Source organism: Nonlabens spongiae, from assembly GCF_002117125.1.
Lineage (GTDB): Bacteria > Bacteroidota > Bacteroidia > Flavobacteriales > Flavobacteriaceae > Nonlabens > Nonlabens spongiae.
This window is the reverse complement of the sequence record NZ_CP019344.1, coordinates 1,681,455-1,697,500: the sequence shown is the minus strand read 5'-3', so window position 1 is coordinate 1,697,500 and position 16,046 is coordinate 1,681,455. Positions and strand designations below refer to the sequence as shown.

Sequence of the window (16,046 nt, the reverse complement as noted above, 5' to 3'; positions counted from 1 at the left end):
TGAACCAGATTCTGGATCTTTTACAGTAGGTGAAACTGCTAAGCTGGCTTATGTCGATCAATCGCATTCAGATATAGACCCTGTTAAATCGATCTGGGAGAATTTTGCTGATGGTCAGGACATGATTATGATGGGAGGTAAGATGGTCAACTCTCGAGCTTATCTAAGTAGATTCAATTTTTCTGGTTCTGAACAGAATAAAAAGGTGGCAACACTATCAGGTGGTGAGCGCAATAGGTTGCACCTCGCTATGACATTAAAGGAAGAAGGGAACGTTTTATTACTTGATGAGCCTACCAATGATCTAGATGTTAATACACTGAGAGCTCTTGAGGAAGGGCTCGAAAACTTTGCAGGTTGTGCTGTGATTATTTCGCACGATCGCTGGTTCCTAGATCGCGTTTGTACACATATTATCGCTTTTGAAGGTGATAGTCAGGTTTATTCTTTTCAGGGTAGTTTTACTGAATATGAAGAGAATAAGAAAAAGAGGCTGGGTGATGTTACTCCTAAACGTATCAGATATAAAAAGCTCACTAGAGACTAGAATATTTGAATTCACTAATATCAAAAGCAGGCTCAAGCCTGCTTTTTTGTTTCAGTGAAGAACAGTCAGTTAGTAATGGGGGTAAGGGGCTATTATAGCATGATTTTTTGACTAACGACCGTTAGTTTTCGTAATTTTAGGGCATGGCAGATTTGACAGATTTTGTACTCCCAAAAATGGGAGAAAGCATTACAGAAGGAACCATCATCAATTGGTTGGTTTCAGAAGGCGATGATTTTGAAGAGGGTGATATTCTTCTCGAGGTTGCAACAGATAAGGTAGATAATGAGGTGCCTGCTCCCGCCGCTGGTAACCTTGTTAAGCACTTGGCTGAAAATGGGGATGTAGTAAAGATAGGTGCCCCAGTGGCAAAATTGAAATTAGGTGAGTCGGCTGGGGATAAAACAGTCGGTGAAGATCAAGTCGATACCAAAATCAAGGAAGTAGGCGGCCTAGAAAATGTAAAAACAAAAAAAAAGTCAGCCGGTAAGAAAGCTTCCTCAAGCTTAAAAAATGGGACTCAACCTACCGCGTATATCAATCAAGACCTATTTGTGAGTCCGCTTGTAGATGCGATAGCACGCAAACACCACATTTCCTACGAGGAGCTTGCTCGTATTCCCGCAACTGGTAAAGATGGACGACTACGCAAGAGTGATGTTACTCAATATATTGATGAGGGTCGACCGCACCAGTTTGCGCAGGCAGTGCCCAGCGATAATAACAACAACTACAGCATTCCTCAACTCAATCTGGATAAAGGTAAGGGCCGTATTGTGGAAATGGATCGTATGCGCAGCATTATTGCTGACCATATGGTTTACAGTAAGCATACCAGCCCACATGTTACGGCTTATGTCGAGTGCGATGTGACGGAATTGGTACGCTTTCGCGAAAGCGTAAAAACTAACTTTCAAGAGAAACAAGGTACAAAACTGACCTTCACTCCTTTATTCATCAAAGCTGTCGCAGATGCGATTAAGGATTTCCCCATGATCAATAGCAGTCTGGATGGTAAAAATATTATAGTTAAGGACGATATTAATGTGGGAATGGCCACTGCGCTGCCCAGCGGGAATTTGATCGTTCCAGTGGTTAAAAATGCTGATACCCTTTCACTTCCAGAACTCGCCGAGGAAGTTAACCGACTGGCGGGTCTCGCACGCGACAACAAATTAGCCGGCGATGATATTAAGGGGAGCACTTTTACGATCTCAAATGTGGGAACTTTTGGATCGCTTATGGGGACTCCCATTATCAACCAGCCTGAGGTAGCAATTCTAGCAACTGGAATCATAAAGAAACGCGCTGAAGTAGTTACCGAAAACGGTGAGGATCGCATTGAGATACGCAGCATGATGATGCTCTCATTAAGTTTTGACCACCGAGTTGTGGATGGTTATCTGGGTGGTAGTTTTCTAAAAAGAGTTGCAGATAATTTGGAATCTATAGAGCGTTTTTAATAAATTTTTATAGTAAAGACATGGAAAAGAATGTTTTAGAAAAAGCATATAAAAATCTAATAACTGCCATGTCCATGGCAGAACTCTACGAGGAAAACTTCAAGCTTGTTTCAAAATATGTACATGCCACCAGTCGCGGTCATGAGGTAATCCAGACCGCTGCGGCGATACATCTTAAACCTCAGGATTATGCCTACCCATATTATCGGGATGATGCGATGCTGTTGGGAATAGGCATGTCGCCTTATGATTTGATGTTACAGCTTTTAGCAAAGAAAGATGATCCGTTTTCTGGTGGGCGCACTTATTACTCGCATCCATCATTGCGAGACGAGGACAAACCAAAAATCCCCCATCAGTCCAGTGCTACTGGAATGCAGGCTATTCCAGCTACCGGTGCAGCGATGGGTTTTTGGTATAAAGAACAAACTAATTCAGAATTCAGAATTCAGAATTCAGAATTGCCAGTCGTTCTCTGTTCTCTCGGTGACGCCAGTGTTACTGAAGGTGAAATTGCTGAGGCTATGCAAATGGCTGCCTTGAAGCGATTGCCTATTTTGTACTTAGTTCAGGATAATGGTTGGGATATCAGTGCCAATGCTGCTGAAACCCGCGCTCAAAATGCTTATGAGTATGCATCTGGATTTCATGGACTTGAAGCGGTTACGATTGACGGGACTGATTTTGAGGAGAGTTACGAGACACTAGGTCGAGTGATAGATACAATTAGAAATGAGCGACGTCCCTTTTTGGTTCACGCCACGGTACCATTATTGAACCACCACACAAGTGGAGTGCGCATGGAATTCTATAGGGACGATCTGGACGAGGCACGTACCCGTGATCCCTACCCAATTATGCGAAAATTGATGGTGGATAACGGTTTTACTGATGACGAGCTTGATGGAATGCTCGCTTTTGCGAAAGCGGAAGTCAAAAAAGACCTAGACCGAGCCATCGAGCAACCCGATCCATCACCGGAAGATCTGTTTACCCACGATTTTGCACCGACCGAAATCACCGAAGAAAAAGGCGAGCGATCACCAGCTGGAGCCGAAAAAGTAGTGATGGTAGATTGCGCTTTATTTGCTATAGAAGAATTAATGCGTGAGCACCCTGAATGCCTACTCTACGGTCAGGATGTGGGAGGTAGACTGGGAGGAGTTTTCCGTGAGGCAGCGACACTGGCGCAGAAATTTGGTGATCATCGAGTATTCAACACACCTATCCAAGAGGCATTTATCGTGGGATCTACCGCGGGAATGAGCGCCGTAGGATTGAAACCGATAGTTGAAGTACAGTTTGCCGATTATATATGGCCAGGACTGAACCAGCTTTTTACAGAAGTGTCTAGATCTTGTTATCTGAGTAACGGCAAATGGCCAGTTTCCATGATTTTAAGAGTTCCCATAGGAGCTTACGGTAGTGGCGGGCCATATCATTCCAGCTCTGTTGAAAGTGTCGTGACTAACATCCGCGGTCTTAAGATTGCCTACCCTTCAAACGGAGCAGATTTAAAAGGACTCATGAAAGCAGCTTATCATGACCCTAATCCAGTGGTGATATTTGAACACAAAGGGTTGTACTGGAGCAAGGTGCCAGGTACCAAAGGAGCTACGAGTATAGAACCGGCAGCAGATTATGTTTTACCGTTTGGTAAGGCATGGGTGCTCCAAGAAATTTGGAAACAAGAAGATGTCGAAACTCTGTCTGTAATAACTTATGGAATGGGCGTACATTGGGCTATGAACGCAAGTGCAGAATTAGGACTACAAGATCAGATTGAGATCGTGGATTTACGCACATTACATCCATTAGATTATGAGACGGTCTTTGCCAGCGTCAAAAAATGTGGAAAATGTCTCGTGGTTACGGAGGAACCTAGTGATAACGGATTCTCTAGAGGTCTTCAGGGCCGCATACAAGAAGAATGTTTCAGAGAACTGGATGCGCCAGTCATGCTTATAGGTTCAGAAAATATGCCTGCCATACCGTTAAACAGCACACTGGAACAGACGATGATTCCAAGTACCGAGAAAGTTAAAGCGAAAATCGAGGAAATTCTGGGATATTGATTCTTAAAAAAAGGTCTAGTCTTATTTGAAATCCTTCTAGATAATTCAGATTTTTGTTAGCTTAAGTTTGACAATGGATTTATCAATCAGAGAAGCAAAAGCTTCAGACATGAAACGCGTGCTGGAGCTTATCCAAGAACTTGCCACATTTGAAAAAGAACCTGATGCGGTAGAGGTCACAGAAAAAGATTTGATCGACGGTTTGACAGCGAAGCAACCGCTATTCACTTGTTTTGTGGCTGAAGTGGACGGAGTCGTGCAAGGCATGGCACTTTGCTACCCGAGATATTCCACTTGGAAAGGACTTACCGTTCACCTAGAAGATCTTATCGTTACCCAAAGCTTGAGAGGCAAAGGTGTGGGTAAAGCCTTATACAGCGCCGTCATGAAACATGCCTTCAATAAAAAAGTGCGTCGCGTGGAGTGGGTCGTTCTGGACTGGAATAAAAATGCGATTGATTTTTATGAGAGCACTGGAGCTGCGGTAGATGCGCAATGGAACATCGCCCAGATGAATGAAGTGGCACTCAAGAATTATGTAGCTCAACTATGAATATCTATAAATTTGGTGGAGCATCAGTAAAAGATGCCGTCAGCGTGGCAAACGTTTGCCGCATCATAAAAGCTCAAGAAACTACTGATCTGGGCATCGTCGTGAGTGCCATGGGTAAGACTACAAACGCTTTGGAAGAAGTGATTGCACTGTATCGCAATGACGACTCTCGATACCTTAATAAAATCGATGATTTACTGGATTATCACTTGAACGTGGTCCGTGGTCTCCAGGAGTTTGCAAATGATCAAGGTGATGAATGTGGGTTACGCTTTCGCGAAAGCGGAATCATCAACACCATAAAAGGACTTCTGGAATCCTTAAAAGGCACGCTGCTGCGCAACCAAAGTAAAAATTACAGTTTCGTCTATGATCAGACGGTGTGTTATGGAGAATTGCTGAGTACCAAGATTGTTGCGGCCTATCTAAACGCCTGTGGTCTGGATGTAGAATGGATGGACGCGAGAGGCTTGATCCGTACCGATCATAAGTACAGAGATGCAGGCGTCGATTGGAAAAAGAGCGAGAAAGCCATAACCGAAAATTGCACTGGGAAATTTTTCCTCACACAGGGATTTATAGGTAGCGATGAAAATGGACTCACCACCACGCTGGGTCGAGAAGGGAGTGACTATACTGCTGGGATCCTGGCATATTGCCTTGATGCCGAGGCCGTGACAATCTGGAAAGATGTTCCAGGTGTCCTGAACGCAGACCCGCGAGAGTTTGAGGACACTACATTAATTGAGAGTATGCCTTATAGCGAGGCGATAGAGCTTGCTTTTTACGGTGCATCTGTCATCCACCCGAAAACTTTACAACCGCTTCAGGGAAAGAAAATCGCTCTTAAGGTTAGATCATTTGTAAACCATGAAGCGCAAGGCACTGTGATTCAAAATCAGGACGGACTAGTGCCCCACATGCCGTGCTTTATCGTGCGCAAAAACATGATTTTCTTACGAATCGCAGCTCGGGATTTCAGCTTTATTGGGGAGCGCAATATCTCAGATATATTTGATGAACTCAATACCTACAAAGTTCAAGTAGGGTTGTTGCAAAACAGCGCGATTAGCTTTTCATTATGCTTAGAAGACAAATATGAGAAGATCGATGAACTGGTTAAGGCGCTTGCAGCTCGCTATCAGGTAAGTAAGATTCCCAACGTCTCGCTGTACACCGTGAGACATTATAATGATGAAAGTGTACAAAAACTTGCTAGCCCAAATGAAGTTATCCTAAAACAATTTACTCAGGAAACACTACAACTCATCGTGAAAAACGATACGGCATAAATTGCTTTATATTTGAGAATACTTAATAAAGAATGGGGTTAGTCAACGCAAAAGAAATCGCAAGTGCCATAAAAATCGATCGCTATGGTTTTTTAGGAACTATGGGAGGCTGGTCTTTAATGAAGCTGCTGCGTATTTCTACGCTCAACCGCATCTATAATAGACATAAGGATAAAAAAGATATTGAGTTTCTCAACGCACTTCTGGACGATCTACAAATTGAGTTTGAGATTCCTGAAGAGGATTTAAAACGTATTCCCAAGACTGGTGGTTTTATCACTATTTCAAATCATCCGCTAGGGGGTGTAGATGGTATTTTGTTGTTGAAATTACTTTTGGATCGCAGACCCGATTTCAAAATTATCGCTAATTTCTTATTGCACAGAATCGAGCCATTGAAACCCTATATCATGCCTGTGAATCCGTTTGAGGAGCATAAGGATGCTAAATCATCTACATCTGGATTTATACAGGCGATCAGACATTTGAAAAATGATTTGCCGCTGGGTGTGTTTCCAGCGGGAGAAGTGAGTACCTATCGCGATGGAAAATTGATCATCGATAAGGACTGGGAAGAAAGCGCGATGAAGTTGATACAACGTGCAAATGTGCCGGTGATCCCCATTTATTTCCATGCCAAGAACAGTAAAATGTTCTACAGGTTGGCAAAGCTTTCTGACACGTTGCGTACTGCAAAACTACCCAGTGAGTTACTTTCCCAAAAACGAAGGGTAATCAAAGTACGTATAGGAAACCCTATAAGCGTCAAAGCTCAAAACGAGCATGAAAATCTCCAAGATTTTACTGATTTCCTAAGGCGAAAAACTTATTTACTGGCCAAACCCTATGATAAGGAAGCCAAACGCCTTACCGATATTCCAAAAAATATCAAGATCCCTAAGCCTCCTAAAAAAATTGTAGCGAGTGGAGACGCATCCTCTATGGTTGAGGAAGTCAGCAAGTTGAGAAATAATGACAAGAGACTACTCATCTCAAAAAATTATGAGGTTTTCTTGTCGCAGAGTGACGATATTCCTCACATTTTGAAAGAAATAGGCCGGCTGAGGGAGATCACATTTAGAGCGATAGGCGAGGGGACAAATAATGCGATAGATCTCGATAAATATGACGATTATTATCATCATATGTTTTTGTGGGATAAGGATAGTGAGAAGATTGCTGGAGCATACCGTATGGGAATGGGGGAGCAGATCTATAAGGATCACGGTATTGATGGTTTTTACCTCAATGAACTTTTCCGTTTTGATGGAGAGCTGCATAAAATGATGAGTGAATCCATTGAAATGGGACGGGCATTCATCATTGCTGAGTATCAACAAAAACCCATGCCGTTGTTCTTGCTTTGGAAAGGGATTGTACACTGTACACTTAGGTTTCCAAATCACAAGTATTTAATAGGAGGCGTAAGTATCAGTAACAAGTTCTCCAACTTTTCAAAATCGCTCATGATTGAGTTCATGAAAAGTAATTATTACGATCCCTATATAGCTCAATATGTGAAGCCTAAAAAGGACTTTAGAGTTAAGCTTGAAGATGCTGACAAAGACTTCATATTTGATGAAAGCGAGGCAGATCTGAACAAATTTGACCGATTGATTGATGAACTGGAACCTAATGAACTGAGATTACCAGTGTTGATCAAAAAGTATGTTAAGCAGAATGCAAAAGTCGTAGCATTCAATGTTGATCCTTTGTTTAATAATTCTGTTGACGGTCTCATGTATATAAGAATCGCAGACCTTCCAGAAAGTACTGTAAAACCAGTAATGGAAGAGTTTCAGGCTGAGATGGAGTCTAAGTATTTTAAATCTAAAAATGGTGGCCAGAACAGGTAACCTTGTTTTCAATAAACCATTTACGTTTTTGAAAAATTACGCTTTCGCGAAAGCGGTATTAACCACAGCACTTTTTCTACTTTTCTCTTCAATCGTCTACGGGCAAACCACTCTTACAGGTAAAGTCGTGAATGCGAAAGATGGCGTGCCTATCTCGGGTGTAGCGGTATATCTTTCAGGGACATCGGTAGGAGTGGTGACGGGGTTTGAGGGTGGATTTGAGATCGACTATCCAGAATCTGTAGTAGCACCCATCGTTTTTAGGATGATGGGTTATGAAAAACTCGTGATCGATAGCCCACTTTCAGCAGATCTAAGCTTGATCCAGCTTGTCGAAAAGCCAGATGAATTAGAGACCATTTTTATCGCAAACGACGACTGGTCAAGAGCCAAGAAAGAAAAGTATTTCAAGCAATTTTTTTTAGGTAGAGTACCCGCAGCAGAAGAATGTGTCATACATAATTTACAGGATGTCAAACTGCGATTTAATCCTGAAACCAATATTTTAAGTGCATGGTCTGATCAAACGATTCATGTCACTAACAAGATATTAGGTTATGATATAGCTTGCGATATAGGTGAGTTTGAGATTGTATTCCAAGCAATTCCTCTAAAAGTAATCACTCAAGTAGACGATCAGGCGATTGAAATTCCTACGCATCGCGCGATTTCATCGTACATGGAATTCTCTAGTTATTTTTCTGAAATGGATAATGAAGACCTTTCTGAGCGTAAAAGAAAACGAAATAGAAAGCGTCTCTATAAGCTTTCTGAAATGAAGTTTTACAGGGATCTGGTAAATGAAAGGTTAGAAAAAGAACGCTATCACTTAGCGTTTCAACACAAAGCAGTGGAAATTTCAGAACATGTACGAGTACGCAAGGTAGGGGATGTGTATGAAGTTTCTTTTCGAGAGGCAGAGTATATCCTCATCGGTAGGAAGAACAGTCAATCTTTCTTTCAACTATCTGAAAGCCAGAAAATCATTTTAGATGAGTATGGTAACTGCTTGACGCCTAGAGGAATCAGATTTGGTGGTTTTATAGGTAAACTCAATCTTTCAGGAATGCTACCACTGGATTATGAACCGGAATAATTTCTAACGAATCGATTCTTCCATAAGCTGCTCTCCATACTTTTGTAATTGCTTGCGAGCTTTTTTTAAGTGTTTTTTAAAAGCTTTACCCGTTAGTGACGCGTCAAGTTCATACTCAAGATTTTTTACCTCAGTTTTTTTAGAAAGTTCAAAATCTGAAAGGTGATTCTTAGCTTCAACTGTGGTAGTGATGATAAGATTGAAATCTGTGTAACTTTTTTTACCAGCTGGCTGAGAAAGTCGCTTGCTGATATCAATACCCACATCTTCCATGAGTTCAATAGTAAGTTCTGTAGGTTTGTGATCCTTCTTTCCCGAGAAAAGTTTATATTCCTTAGGTAAATAATAATTCAAAAAGCCACGCAGCATGGGGGCAAAGTAGGCATCATCTAAACCTAAAACCAAGATTTTCATATTGGATTGGGGGACTGGGTTTAATGTTAACGCAAAGTTAAGTTAACATGTCCCTGTGTTACAAGAATACGATTAAATGATAACATTAAAGCTGTTTAAAATCTGAAAATCAGCTATTTATGTATTTGTCAACTACTTGAATAACTGCTCGTTTTTGGGCTGCCATAATTCCACCTTCCGCCCATCACAATCGAGGATCCAGCCAAAGTACCCATAATCAAACTGTTGCATCTCTCCCGCAATCGTAACACCTTCTTTCTTTAAGGTCTCGAGAAGTGACTCTAGATCTTCAACCTTGTAGTTAATCATGAATTCTTGATCAGATTCTCCAAAGTAATTTGTGTCTGCTTTAAATGGGCTCCACTGTTGACTAGCAACTTCCTTTTTATCTAAATGGGGAAGCCAGAAGGTGCATCCATAATCATCTGTATTGAGACCAAGGTGCTTTGCATACCATTCTTTAGTTTTCTGAACATCTTTGCATCTGAAGAATATCCCACCTATTCCATTAACTCGCTTCATGATTTTGGTTTATGGTTTTTGATGATTTTAGAGGCAATGGTTTCGGCCAACTTATATTTTGACTCCACGGTCCAGCCCGCTACATGAGGGGATAGAATAACGTGATTCATAGCCACTAGCTTTTTGAAAGCTTCTGGCAAGGTATTCTCCCCAGATTCAAATTGAAAAAAAGATTCAAAAGAAGATTTTTCAAATTCCAATACATCAAGCGCAGCGCCCAAAACTTTTTCTGTCTCTAAAGCCATTACTAAATCTTGAGTTAACACACTTTTACCTCGAGCTGTGTTAACTAGGAAAAATGGTTTTGAGCACTTGTTGATAAAGTCGGTATTTATCATTCCTATAGTGTCTGGAGTTTGTGGTGTGTGAAGACTGATCACGTCACTTTTATCTTGAAGTTGTTCCAGACTAACTTGTTTTGCATGTTCGTCCTGCAGGCCATCTCTAATATCGTGAAAAATCACCTCACAGTCAAAGCCAGATAGTTTACGGGCAAAAGATTTTCCCATATTGCCATAACCTATGAGGCCTACAGTTTTTCCTTCCAGTTCAATTCCTCGATTTTCTTCCCTACGCCAGAAACCGTTTTTGACTTCGCGATCTGCACTATTCAATTTGTTGAATAAAGACAGCAACATGCCTAGGGCGTGTTCACCTACCGCATTTCTATTACCTTCAGGAGCATTGTAACATGCTATCCCGATTTTTTCTGCAGCCTCAAGGTCGATATTTTCCAGTCCAGCGCCTACACGGCCTATGAATTTTAAGTTTTTAGCCTTTTCAAGAAAGTTGCGGTCCAGAGGAAATCGGCTTCTTATAGTTAGGCCATCGTAATCGTCAATTTTCTGCTCGATCTGTTCTTTTGGACTTTCAAAATCAAACTTGTTTTCAAAACCAGCTTCTTCGAGCTTCTGAGCGAGGATAGCGTGGTTGCTGTCCAGATGTAATACGCGCATTATTGTTTTTTACTGAGTTCAAGTAGTTTCGCAATCATCACATCATCTTGATTCAAGATCTTGATTTTAAGTTCCGTGTTAAATAACTGCTCAGCCATGGAAGATTTCAAAATCATGACAATTTCATCGCGATAACCTGGCAATTTGATACTTGTATTGTAAAGCTGAGAGAAAGTTATGAACTCCCCCATAACACTTTCGGGTATTTTGAAGTCTGTGATAAATTCATTTTTAGAAATATCTCTCAAATAAAGAAACTCATCTCTTTGCAAGAGTTCATTGACAAAACGATCAGCAAATCCTGTACGGCCAAAATAATCCAGAGTCTGCGCGATGTAACCGCTAGGGCTGGGAACAAAAACGTCAGGTATGATGCCACCCCCTCCATAAACAACTTTCCCTCCAGGAGTTAACTTTTTAAGTGCGTTGTCCACCTCGATATTATCGGCGCTCTCCAGCTCGCCATTATTGTAACGATCGATATATTCATTAAAATAACTTTCATTTCCATCGTCATAAGGACGCTGTATGGATCTACCCGTAGGTGTGTAATAGCGAGCAATGGTAAGTCGTACCGCGCTTCCATCACCCAGTTTCATTTCTTGCTGAACAAGACCTTTACCAAAACTTCTTCTACCTATAATCGTACCCGTATCATTGTCTTGTAATGCCCCAGCAACCACTTCACTGGCACTGGCGCTGTTTTCATTAATCAATACATAGACTTGTTTATTCTCATAGCGTCCTTTTCCTGTTGCATAGCTGTTCTTACGATTCCCATCTCTGTCTTTCTGGAAAAGGATGAGTTTTCCGTCTTCGAGAAACTCATCGGCCATGGAGATTGCGGCATCCAGCACACCGCCCGGATTGTCTCTCAGGTCTATGGCAAGTTCTTCAGCGCCTTTTTGCTTGAGTTCTCTAACCGCATCATTGAATTCATCTTCTGTAGTTTCAGCAAACCGGTTGATTTTAATGTAACCTAATCTGTCGGTTAACATATAGCTGGCATCGATACTTACGATAGCCACGTTGTCTCTGGTCACGGGAATGTTTAAAACCTTATCATCTCCTGGACGCAAGACTCCCAGAGTCACTTTACTGCCCATGTCTCCCTTTAGAGCATCCGTAGAAACTTTGTTCTCACCAAATAATGGTTGTCCATCTACATACAAAATTTTATCACCCACCATAATGCCGGCCTTATCGCTGGGCCCACCTTCAATAGCATTGATGACTGATATGGTATCATTTATCACAAAAAACCGAATACCTATCCCAACAAAATCCCCACGCATATTGTTATCTACATCCTCGAGCGCATCGCTGGGTATGTATACTGAGTGCGGGTCTAGATTACTCATGATTTCGTTTACGGTCACATCGACGATGCTGTCCGTATTGATTTCGTCAACATAGCGTTGATCGATCAGGTCTATGAGTCTGTTAAGTTTTTGCTTTTTAACATTGTTGCTGGCTATGATTCCATCTCCATAAGCCACTTCTTGCAATAGACTACCTAAATAGATGCCTAATGCAAAAAATATGCTCAGAAATAAGGGGAAATAGATGTAGCTTTTTTTCATCTAGAGATCAGTAAGTTGTTCAATTTTGAGACCGGCGCGTTTCAGAAACTGCAAGCCGCTGTCATCTTTATAAGCTTCAAGGTACACAACTCGTTTTATCCCACTCTGGTATATGAGCTTGCTACAGTCCTTACAGGGCGACATCGTTATGTAAAGAGTAGCTCCCTCGCAGCTTTGGGTTGAGGCCGCGGTCTTGAGAATAGCGTTTGCCTCGGCGTGTAGCACATACCATTTAGTGGCACCGTCATCATCTTCGCAAGGATTTTCAAAACCACTGGGGGTACCATTATAACCATCACTAATGATCATGCGGTCTTTAACGATGAGTGCACCTACCTGTCTACGGTGGCAATGGGAAAGTTTAGCCCATTCCAGCGCCATCCGCATGTAGGCCGTGTCGTACTTACGTTGTTTCAGCACTTGTGGAGTCATTTTGTGTAGGTTACTTGTGGTGATCTCGCTTTCGCGAAAGCGTAATTACTACAAACCAGATTGTAATTTATAAAATTTACCTTTAATCCAGCTTCTAAAAGGGGAATCGTTCAAAAAGTAACGGCAATACCAGCCCTAAAATTATGGATGATATGACTAGGTTCCAATCGCGTCTTGCCAGCCTGACAAATCGTGTGGCTAGAAATCCTAATATCAATATTATAAAAATTACTAATAACTGACCGAGCTCAATACCGATAGCGAATTCAAGAGCCAACAGAAATTTACTCTCAACACCAGAGGCCAACATATTAAAGGTACTTGCAAATCCCAACCCGTGGATCAATCCAAAAAATAAGGTCAGAATCAATATCACCCAGTTAGTATCAGAAGAAGGGCTTTTCCCAGCTCTAAAAATATTATAGACTGCGGTCACAAATATGGTCGCCAGGATTGAAAACTCTACATAAGCAGGATTTACAGAAACCAAATTATAGGTAGCCAAAAGAATGGATAACGTATGACCCAGCGTGAAAGCAAAACTCGCGTAAACGACTTTTTTCCAATGGTCAAAGGAGTAGGGAATCGCCATGAGAATAAAGAAAAGCACATGGTCGTATGAATTATAGCGTAGATCAACTACGTGCTTAAAACCTTCAGTGAGATAAAAAAGCAATTCGTTCATGCCTAAGAAATTTTAAGCCCATAAAAGTAAATATTTAATTGCTGGTCTCAACTATTGTTTAGTATTATTCTCAACTAGTTCAAGATTTCAAATCACTTATTTAATGAACCATTATTAAACTATTCTAAATATGTTTTACGAGATCGAGATCAATTATTTAGCTTTGTCTAAAAATTTAATTAGATAGATGTTTGTGTTTTTGAGGTTAAAATACTTAGTATCGATTTGTCTCATGGTTTTTCAGATTGTTGAGATGAGCGCTCAAAATCAAAAAGTGTTTGGAACCATACGTTCTGCTGAAGGGCCAGTAGCATTTGCCAGCATTTTCATAGCAAACGGTACTCAAGGTACGTCCTCAAAGATGGATGGTAGTTTTGAATTAAATGTTGATCCAGGAGCATATTTCTTATGTGCCAAATCCCAAGGTTACCGCACAGAAAGCAAAAAAATTACTGTTGAACCTGGTCGAGATCTTGAAATCAACTTCAACCTGGTAGAAGATGCGCTAGGTCTTGAAGATATTGTCATAAGTGCTACGAGAAATAGAGTAGAACGCAAGCAGACTCCCGTGATCGTTTCTTCCATAAAACCTAGGCTGCTTACGGCAACGCAATCCCTATCGCTGGCTGATGGTCTCAATTATGCACCAGGAGTGCGAGTAGAGACTAATTGTCAGAATTGTGGTTTTACTCAAGTTCGTTTGAATGGTCTCGATGGAGGCTACACGCAAATACTGCTCAATAGCAGGCCTGTTTTTACTTCTCTGCTAGGCGTTTATGGATTGGAGCAAATACCCACAAATATTATTGAAAGAGTTGAGGTGGTGCGTAGTGGCGGCTCTGCTCTTTTCGGATCCAATGCGATTGCGGGTACGATAAACGTCATCACAAAAGATCCAGTCCTCAACACGTGGGAGGTAGGGAGCAACCTCGCAATTATTGATGGAGAATCACTGGATAGAAACGTCACTTTCAACATCTCTACCGTTGCTGATGACCTAAGCAGCGGCATAACACTCTACGGGACTTATAGGAACCGTGAGGAGTATGATGCAAATGATGATGGTTTTACAGAATTGGTAGAGCTACGCAACACTACTGTAGGAGCGCGAGCATTTGTTAAGCCAAATGATCGCAGTAAAGTGTCCGTGAACTTAAACGCAATAAGAGAATATAGACGTGGAGGCGACCGACTCAATCTAGCACCACAATTCACAGACATTACTGAAGAGCTGGATCATGATACTTTTATAGGAGGTGTGGACTTTGAGATTTTTAGTAAGGATCAGACAGAAAAATATCAGTTATATGCTTCTGCGTCCTATACAAATCGGGATAGTTATTATGGAGGATTAGGAGGTGGTCGCACGCGGCAGGATAGCTTGACCGCAAATAATGCCTTTGGGACTACAAAAGACCTCGCTTGGGTCAATGGTGGCCAGTACACAAAATTTTTTAAAAATGATGATGTACTTACTACTGGTGCAGAATATAATATCACAAGCACAGAAGATCTTATACCGGGTTATAACCGATCTATTGATCAAAATGTGAACTCTTTAGGGGTTTACGCTCAGTACGAGTGGAAACCTAGCAAAAAGTTCACGGCAATCGTGGGTACTAGGTTTGATAATATAGATGTAAATGGAGTTTATACGGTTGATGATCTTTCACGTGAGGTTGACTTGAATCAAACTGCGATATCTCCGCGTTTAACACTTGCTTATTTACTGACTAAGGAAATCAGATGGAGGGGAGGATATGCTCGTGGCTTCAGGGCGCCTCAGGCATTTAATGAAGATCTGCACATTTCTAGCGTGGGCGGCGAGCCGCAATTTGTAATCCTATCAGATGATCTGAATACGGAATATTCAAATGCATTTACTACCTCGATCAATTACTCTACAACTAAAAACCTCTTGCAAATGGATTTTCTGCTGGAAGGATTTTATACTACTATAGAAGATCCTTTTACTCTGGTCAGCACGGGAGCTATTCTCGCAAATGGAAGCATTTTAGAAGAAGTGCGCAATGGAGCGCGAGCCAGAGTGTACGGTTCAAATTTTGAGTTGGGAATCTCACCAGATCCGCAATGGAGATTTCAGCTAGGCGGTACGCTCCAGCGCAGTGAATATGATGAGGGGCAGGTGCTTTTTGAAAGTAGCGGTTTTGCAGGTGAGCAAGATGTTGTTGTAGATGAGTTTGTACGTGTGCCAAACCTCTATGGCTATCTTAATGCTACTTGGTTGCCCAGCAAAAAGTTCAACATCGACATTACTGGGACCTATACTGGAGAAATGTTCGTCCCGCTTGTAGTTAGTGATTCCGGCTTTTTATCTCTATATGAAGTCAATCCTTTCTTTGATTTGAATGTGAAGCTAGAAAGCCACATTGATTTTACTGAAGATTTTATGATCACGCTCACAGGTGGTGTCAAAAATATTTTCAACAGCTATCAAAACGACTTTGACACGGGCCCTTCAAGGGATTCAGATTATGTATATGGGCCAGCTTTGCCTCGTACCATCTTCGTGGGGATTAAATTTGGACGTTTTCACTAAGAATTTGAGCTA

The 16,046-nt window shown here is 41.5% G+C and carries 14 protein-coding genes (1 of these 14 only partly in view); 8 read left to right on the top strand and 6 right to left on the bottom strand.

From position 1 onward, the window contains the following. From ettA to BST97_RS07730, 7 genes are all read left to right on the top strand, one after another. Positions 1–547, top strand: partial view of an energy-dependent translational throttle protein EttA gene (gene ettA, locus BST97_RS07760; RefSeq protein ID WP_085766706.1) — the final stretch only. It extends 1,145 nt beyond the left edge of the window; the window shows 547 of its 1,692 coding nt (coding positions 1,146–1,692); its start codon lies off the left edge, out of view; the stop codon is at positions 545–547. A 143-nt stretch (positions 548–690) separates the two neighbouring features. Next, the gene (locus BST97_RS07755) at positions 691–2,010 is read left to right on the top strand and encodes a dihydrolipoamide acetyltransferase family protein (RefSeq protein WP_085766705.1); all 1,320 of its coding nucleotides are present in this window, start codon (positions 691–693) and stop codon (positions 2,008–2,010) included. A gap of 20 nt (positions 2,011–2,030) precedes the next feature. Then, the gene (locus BST97_RS07750; RefSeq protein WP_085766704.1) at positions 2,031–4,085 is read left to right on the top strand and encodes an alpha-ketoacid dehydrogenase subunit alpha/beta; all 2,055 of its coding nucleotides are present in this window, start codon (positions 2,031–2,033) and stop codon (positions 4,083–4,085) included. A gap of 73 nt (positions 4,086–4,158) precedes the next feature. Continuing rightward, a complete protein-coding gene (locus BST97_RS07745; protein WP_085766703.1) occupies positions 4,159–4,638 on the top strand; it encodes a GNAT family N-acetyltransferase in 480 nt (159 codons plus the stop codon). Then, complete coding sequence (locus BST97_RS07740) at positions 4,635–5,930, top strand: aspartate kinase (RefSeq protein ID WP_085766702.1); 1,296 nt, start codon at positions 4,635–4,637, stop codon at positions 5,928–5,930. Before BST97_RS07745 ends, BST97_RS07740 begins: the two co-directional genes overlap by 4 nt. Before the next feature lie 32 nt (positions 5,931–5,962). Beyond that, positions 5,963–7,786, top strand: a complete 1,824-nt coding sequence (locus BST97_RS07735) for a GNAT family N-acyltransferase (protein ID WP_085766701.1) — start codon at positions 5,963–5,965, stop codon at positions 7,784–7,786. Then, on the top strand, positions 7,767–8,882 hold the full coding sequence (locus tag BST97_RS07730) for a carboxypeptidase-like regulatory domain-containing protein (RefSeq protein WP_085766700.1): 1,116 nt from the start codon (positions 7,767–7,769) through the stop codon (positions 8,880–8,882). The genes BST97_RS07735 and BST97_RS07730 overlap by 20 nt, the downstream gene beginning before the upstream one ends. Before the next feature lie 3 nt (positions 8,883–8,885). Here BST97_RS07730 and BST97_RS07725 read toward each other — a convergent pair whose 3' ends face one another. From BST97_RS07725 to BST97_RS07700, 6 genes are all read right to left on the bottom strand, one after another. Then, complete coding sequence (locus BST97_RS07725) at positions 8,886–9,296, bottom strand: low molecular weight phosphatase family protein (protein ID WP_085766699.1); 411 nt, start codon at positions 9,294–9,296, stop codon at positions 8,886–8,888. Between the two features lie 132 nt (positions 9,297–9,428). After that, positions 9,429–9,818, bottom strand: a complete 390-nt coding sequence (locus tag BST97_RS07720) for a VOC family protein (protein WP_407668582.1) — start codon at positions 9,816–9,818, stop codon at positions 9,429–9,431. After that, complete coding sequence (locus BST97_RS07715) at positions 9,815–10,774, bottom strand: 2-hydroxyacid dehydrogenase (RefSeq protein WP_085766697.1); 960 nt, start codon at positions 10,772–10,774, stop codon at positions 9,815–9,817. The genes BST97_RS07720 and BST97_RS07715 overlap by 4 nt, the downstream gene beginning before the upstream one ends. Next, positions 10,774–12,357, bottom strand: a complete 1,584-nt coding sequence (locus BST97_RS07710) for a S41 family peptidase (protein ID WP_085766696.1) — start codon at positions 12,355–12,357, stop codon at positions 10,774–10,776. The genes BST97_RS07715 and BST97_RS07710 overlap by 1 nt, the downstream gene beginning before the upstream one ends. Beyond that, entirely contained in the window at positions 12,358–12,789 is a 432-nt protein-coding gene (locus BST97_RS07705) for a deoxycytidylate deaminase (protein ID WP_085766695.1), read from the bottom strand. A 94-nt stretch (positions 12,790–12,883) separates the two neighbouring features. Beyond that, positions 12,884–13,474 carry a HupE/UreJ family protein gene (locus BST97_RS07700; RefSeq protein WP_085766694.1) on the bottom strand — a complete coding sequence of 197 codons (591 nt, stop codon included), beginning with the start codon at positions 13,472–13,474 and terminating at the stop codon, positions 12,884–12,886. Positions 13,475–13,706: 232 nt separating this feature from the next. Here BST97_RS07700 and BST97_RS07695 point away from each other — a divergent pair, with 232 nt between their 5' ends. Further along, positions 13,707–16,034 carry a TonB-dependent receptor gene (locus tag BST97_RS07695; protein WP_157111536.1) on the top strand — a complete coding sequence of 776 codons (2,328 nt, stop codon included), beginning with the start codon at positions 13,707–13,709 and terminating at the stop codon, positions 16,032–16,034. The last annotated feature ends 12 nt before the right edge of the window (positions 16,035–16,046 follow it).

Bases quoted from the DNA above. Each gene is read 5' to 3' on its own strand.
- BST97_RS07715 (WP_085766697.1), bottom strand. From the start codon at position 10,774: ATGCGCGTATTACATCTGGACAGCAACCACGCTATCCTCGCTCAGAAG.
- BST97_RS07740 (WP_085766702.1), top strand. From the start codon at position 4,635: ATGAATATCTATAAATTTGGTGGAGCATCAGTAAAAGATGCCGTCAGC.
- BST97_RS07720 (WP_407668582.1), bottom strand. From the start codon at position 9,818: ATGAAGCGAGTTAATGGAATAGGTGGGATATTCTTCAGATGCAAAGAT.
- BST97_RS07755 (WP_085766705.1), top strand. From the start codon at position 691: ATGGCAGATTTGACAGATTTTGTACTCCCAAAAATGGGAGAAAGCATT.
- BST97_RS07725 (WP_085766699.1), bottom strand. From the start codon at position 9,296: ATGAAAATCTTGGTTTTAGGTTTAGATGATGCCTACTTTGCCCCCATG.
- BST97_RS07705 (WP_085766695.1), bottom strand. From the start codon at position 12,789: ATGACTCCACAAGTGCTGAAACAACGTAAGTACGACACGGCCTACATG.
- BST97_RS07745 (WP_085766703.1), top strand. From the start codon at position 4,159: ATGGATTTATCAATCAGAGAAGCAAAAGCTTCAGACATGAAACGCGTG.
- BST97_RS07735 (WP_085766701.1), top strand. From the start codon at position 5,963: ATGGGGTTAGTCAACGCAAAAGAAATCGCAAGTGCCATAAAAATCGAT.
- BST97_RS07730 (WP_085766700.1), top strand. From the start codon at position 7,767: ATGGTGGCCAGAACAGGTAACCTTGTTTTCAATAAACCATTTACGTTT.
- BST97_RS07700 (WP_085766694.1), bottom strand. From the start codon at position 13,474: ATGAACGAATTGCTTTTTTATCTCACTGAAGGTTTTAAGCACGTAGTT.
- BST97_RS07750 (WP_085766704.1), top strand. From the start codon at position 2,031: ATGGAAAAGAATGTTTTAGAAAAAGCATATAAAAATCTAATAACTGCC.
- BST97_RS07695 (WP_157111536.1), top strand. From the start codon at position 13,707: ATGGTTTTTCAGATTGTTGAGATGAGCGCTCAAAATCAAAAAGTGTTT.
- BST97_RS07710 (WP_085766696.1), bottom strand. From the start codon at position 12,357: ATGAAAAAAAGCTACATCTATTTCCCCTTATTTCTGAGCATATTTTTT.